General features: G+C 68.1%; 3 protein-coding genes and 1 pseudogene. All 4 read right to left on the minus strand.

Features of this window, described 5'->3' with window-relative positions:
• Window positions 1-591, minus strand: a 591-nt coding sequence (locus tag JMF90_RS24315; RefSeq protein WP_201325519.1) for a BCCT family transporter, incomplete at its 3' end; no start/stop codon positions are given.
• A 298-nt stretch (window positions 592-889) separates the two neighbouring features.
• The gene (locus JMF90_RS24320) at window positions 890-2,077 is read right to left on the minus strand and encodes a porin (protein ID WP_011694709.1); all 1,188 of its coding nucleotides are present in this window, start codon (window positions 2,075-2,077) and stop codon (window positions 890-892) included.
• A gap of 113 nt (window positions 2,078-2,190) precedes the next feature.
• Entirely contained in the window at window positions 2,191-4,611 is a 2,421-nt protein-coding gene (locus JMF90_RS24325) for a glycoside hydrolase family 31 protein (RefSeq protein WP_011547906.1), read from the minus strand.
• Window positions 4,612-4,638: 27 nt separating this feature from the next.
• Window positions 4,639-4,844 (minus strand): annotated as a pseudogene (locus JMF90_RS24330) (MFS transporter); the annotation flags it as partial.

The following is a 4,844-nucleotide window of genomic DNA, read 5'->3' on the forward strand; positions in this document are numbered from 1 at the left end:
CGCGAACGCATCGACGGTGTGGCCGATCCAGCCGTTGATGCGCTCGCGCAGCACCGGATACAGCCCGGAGCGCAGCGTCAGCGGCAGGTTGTAGCGGAAGCCGAAGTACGCGAGCACGAGCCCCATCAGCCCGTAGATCGCCCACGCATGGAAGCCCCAGTGGAAGAAGGTCATCAGCATCGCCTCGCGCGCGGCGGCGGGCGTGCCGGGGTCGACGGTGGGCGGCTTCAGGAAATGCTGCATCGGCTCGCCGACGCCGAAGTACATCAGGCCGATGCCCATGCCGGCCGCGAACAGCATCGCCGTCCACGACACGAAGCTGAATTCCGGTTCGGCATCGTCGGGGCCGAGCCGGATATTGCCGAAGTCGCTGGCGGCGATCAGCACGAGAAACACGAGGAAGCCGGTGACGGCGAGCACGTAGAACCAGTCGAACCGGGCGATAACCCATTGCTGGCCGGCGGAGAACAGTGCGCCGGCTTCGCTCGGGTGCAGTGCGCACACGACGAGTAGCGCGCCGATCACGGCGAGCGCGGGCAGGACGACCTGCGGCTTGAATGTCGTGCGGGGCGAGGGACGGGAATCCGGCATGGCGGGCATCCAGTTGTGGGCGCAACGAGGCGCGACGCCGCCCGGCGCGCACCTTGCGCGTCGGACCCTGATACGGCGTGCGTCGAGTGTACCGCGGTGTCAGGACTGCAAGAAGGGGCATGCAGAAGGGTAAACCTGACGAATTGTAAGGTGTCGGGGCGATCGAGAAAACCCGCGCGGTGTGCGCGGCGGGCCGGCGGGGCGGGGAAAACGCAGCGACGGACGCCCGGACGGCGCACGCACGGCATGCGCATCGTCCGGGCAAGGGGCGGCGCGAGGAAGGCGTCGCCAGGCGGGTTCAGAACGTGACGGCGATCCCGGCCATGCCGACGAACTGGCCATGCGTCGTCGACGGCGTGAGCTGCTGCGAATCGCCGACGATCGGCGCCGCGTCGACGATGTGCCCGGCGCCTTGCGCGCCGAGCGTCTGCCCGCTCGAATGCGTGTACGCCTGCAGCGCGTAGAGCGTCGTGCGTTTCGACAGGCTGTACGACTCCTTCAGCGAATATTGTTGATAGCGGGCCGCGCTCGCGACACCGTTCGCCTTCGATGCGAGCGTGTACGCGAATGCGCCGGCCACCGAGAACGTCGGCGTGAAGCGGTATGCGGCAAGCGCGCCGTAGGTGTTGAACACGGCCGTGTCGGTGAACGCCGAGCCGTTGCCGGGCAGGTACTTCACGTTCGAATAGTTGAGCCCCATCGTCAGGTCGCCGAGCGTGTAGTTGCCGGCCGCCGCCACCTGTTCGACCGCTTTCGCGCTCAGGTAGCCCTGGTTCAGCACGGACACCGCGAAGCTGCCCGACGATGCGGTGGCCGGGTTCAGGAAGCCCGCGGACGAGCCCGAGCTGTTGATCCGCAGGTAGCCGGCCGCGATCCCGATCGGCCCGTTCGCGTAGCGCAGCGCGGCGCTGAACGTGTTGCCCTTGCCGGTCGCGCCCGCAATGCCGCCGAATGCGTACATCGCGCTCGCGGTCAGCCCGGCGAAGGTCGGCGACGTATAGGTAACCGAATTGTTCACGCGGATCGTGGTGTCGAGGCCGTCGATGTCGCCCGGATGCGCGCCGGTGGCGCCGGTCAGCCAGCTGCTCGACGCGTACGGGCCGACGAACAGGAAGTAGGGCGTGTACTGGCGACCGGCCGTGACCGTACCGTAGCTGGCGTTGCGCAGGCCGACGAAGGCCTGGCGATTGAATAGCGTGCCGGCGGCGGCCTGCGCGCCCGTATTCAGGTTGAAACCGGCCTGCAGGTCGAAGATCGCGTGCGTGCCGCCGCCGAGATCCTCGTCGCCGCGCAGCCCGAACTTCGACGCATACAGGTTGCCGTCGCGCATGTAGATGTTCGAGTGCCCCTGCTGGTTGTTCACGTACGCGAGCGAATCGTCGACCACGCCGTACAGCGTGACGCTGCTCTGTGCGTGGGCGGCGGTCGTGCCGAGCGAGGCGGCCGATAAAATCAGGATTGCATAACGGTTGACGGGTGCTTTCATGCTCGATCTCCAGGTCTCTTCATCTTTTCAAGGGGGCGGGAGGCTGAATGCCTCCTCTGTGGCAGGCGGCGAGCCGCGCGAACGGCCCGCCTGATCGGGTTGGCTTCAGTGGTTCATTGATCGAACGCGACGACGAGGCGGCGCCACGCGCCGTCCTGCGCATCCTGCTCGACACGCGCGCCGCGCACGGCAATCGCGCCTTGCAGCGACGCGGGCAGCAGGATTTCGACGCGGTCGGACGGACGTGCCGGGTGGCCGTCCCAGCGGACCGACACGCCGAGCACGCCAGATGCCTCGCGGCCGGTCTCGATGCGCCACAGGCCGTATTCGCCGTCGCGCCATGCTTCGGTCTCGCCATCGTCCTCCACGCATTCGCCGTACGCGACGCCGTCCTCGATCCGCGGTGCGACGAGGAAGCCACGCGTGTCGGCGCGCGTACCGAAATGCTGTTCCGCGACGTTCAGCGGCAGCACGCGGCCTTCGCGCAGCAGCATCACCGGCGTGTCGAGCGGTGCGGGGAGCGTCACGCTCGCGCCGCCGTCGAACGACTGCGCGCTCGCGCAGCACGTCCAGCGTGCGCCCGACGGCAGGTACACCGTGCGTTCGGTCTGGCCGGGCTCGACGACCGGCGCGACCAGCAGCGCGTCGCCGAGCATCATGTCGTCGCACGCGTCGTAGCAGCGCGCATCGCCGGGGAAATCGGCGAGGGTCGACCGCAGCACGGGCTCGTAGCGCGTCGTGGACAGCCACAGCAGGTGATAGAGGTACGGCAGCAGCCGGTAGCGCTGCTTGATCAGCGACGCGATCTGCGCGGTGATCTCGGGGTACATCCACGGTTCGTTGACGGTGCCGTCGTCGTTCCATGAGTGGATGCTGAAGCGCGGCATGAAGATGCCGAACTGCACCCAGCGCAGCAGCAATTCGGGCGACGGCGCAGGGCCCGAGAAGCCGCCGATGTCGTGGCCGATGTTCGACACGCCCGACAGCGCGAGGCCGAGGCCCATCTTCAGGTTGTAGCGCAGCGTTTCCCACGACGTGTAGTTGTCGCCCGACCACGTCTGCACGTAGCGCTGCATGCCCGCGCCGCCCGAGCGCGACACGAGGAACGGCCGCCGCGCCGGCGCATGTGCGCGCTGCGCGTCGCGCGACGCGCGCATCATCAGCATCGTCTGCAGCACCTTCGCCTCGCGCGCCGGGAACGGCTGGCCGAAGCCGTGCGCGATCGCGTCGGGCGACCAGATCTCGTATTCGTTGTTGTCGTTCCAGGTCGATTCGATCCCGTATTCCAGCAGCGCCGACGTGACCTGCTCGCGCCACCAGCGGTACGCGTCCGGCTGCGTGAAATCGATGTACGCGCCGACTTCGTCCCAGAACTGCACCCATGCGGGCTCGCCCGATGCGGAACGGATCAGCAGCCCGCGCCGCGCGGCGTCGTCGAACGCGGGATGGTCGCGCAGCAGGCACGGCTTGATGTTCGCGCACAGGCGGATGCCGTTGTCGCGGTAATGCTGCACGAAGCCTTTCGCATCGGGAAACTTGTCGCGGTTCCAGTTGAACACGTAGCGCTTCGCGCCGATCGACGTATAACCCGATGACAGGTGGAACGAATCGCACAGGATGTCGTGCGTGTCGCACTGCTCGACGAACTGGTTCATCTGCTGCTGCGCGTCCGGCGCGTCGGTGTAGCTCATCGTGGAGCCCGAATAGCCGAGCCCCCATTTCGGCGTGCGCGCGGGGCGCCCGGTGAGCCACGTGAAGCGCCGCGCGGCCGCGAGCGGCGTAGCGGGCGACGCGATGAAGTAGTAGTCGAGATCGCCGTGTTCGGCGACGAAGTAGCGATAGAGCCCGTGGTAGTTGTCGAGCTCGCGGCCCATGTCGAACGCGCAGTCGGACAGCGTGTCGTAGAACAGCCCGAAGCCCTGGCCCGCATCGGGCGACCACGTGATGTAGAACGGGATGTGCTTGTACAGCGGGTCGGTGTGCTTCGCGCTGTAGCCCATCGCGTCGATGTTGCGCATCTCGAAGCGGGCGCCCGTGCGATCGAGTTCGCCCGCGCGTTCGCCGAGGCCGAACACCTGGTCGCCGCGCTCGCGGGCGACGTAGTGATACGCGCGATCGTCCCACCAGCCGAAGTTGTACGCCTGCGTCGCGCGGTCGGCGAGCGCGACGCGCCATGCGCCGTCCGCGCCGCGCAGCGACCACGTGCAGTGGCCGCCTTGCCGGCGCACCGCGAGCCGGATCTGCGCGGTTTCGATGCGCACGGCGTCGTCGTCCTCGGCGAAGTCGTAGTGGGGTAGCGTGAAGTCGCTCAGGTCGAGGCGGTCGCGCCCGTCGAGCGGCACGTCGTCGAGGCCCGGCGCGATCGTCCACGTGCGCGGGGTGCGCGCCGTCGCGTCGGGCAGCACGCGTACCCGCACGATGTCGTCCTCGAGCACGAAGATTTCGACGGTGGCGCCCGTCTCGGACGCGAGCAGTACGCGGTTCGCGTGGTGGCTGGCGACGCGGAACACGGGCGGATGAAGGAGCGAAGTCATGAAGGCGGTTCCTGGTGAAAACGGATGTCAGGCGTGCTGCGCGAGCAGGCGTTCCTGTTTCGACTGGCCGCGGATCAGCAGCGCGAGCAGCGTGACGCCGATGATGTCGAACAGGCCGAGGCACGCGAACAGCGGCGCATAGCCGATCTTGTCGGCGAGCGCGCCGACCAGCAACGAGAAGCCGAGGCCGCCGATCCACGCGGCCATCCCGGCGAAGCCGCTCGCGGTGCCGA

Source organism: Burkholderia sp. E168m23, from assembly GCF_016586125.1.
GTDB lineage: Bacteria > Pseudomonadota > Gammaproteobacteria > Burkholderiales > Burkholderiaceae > Burkholderia > Burkholderia orbicola.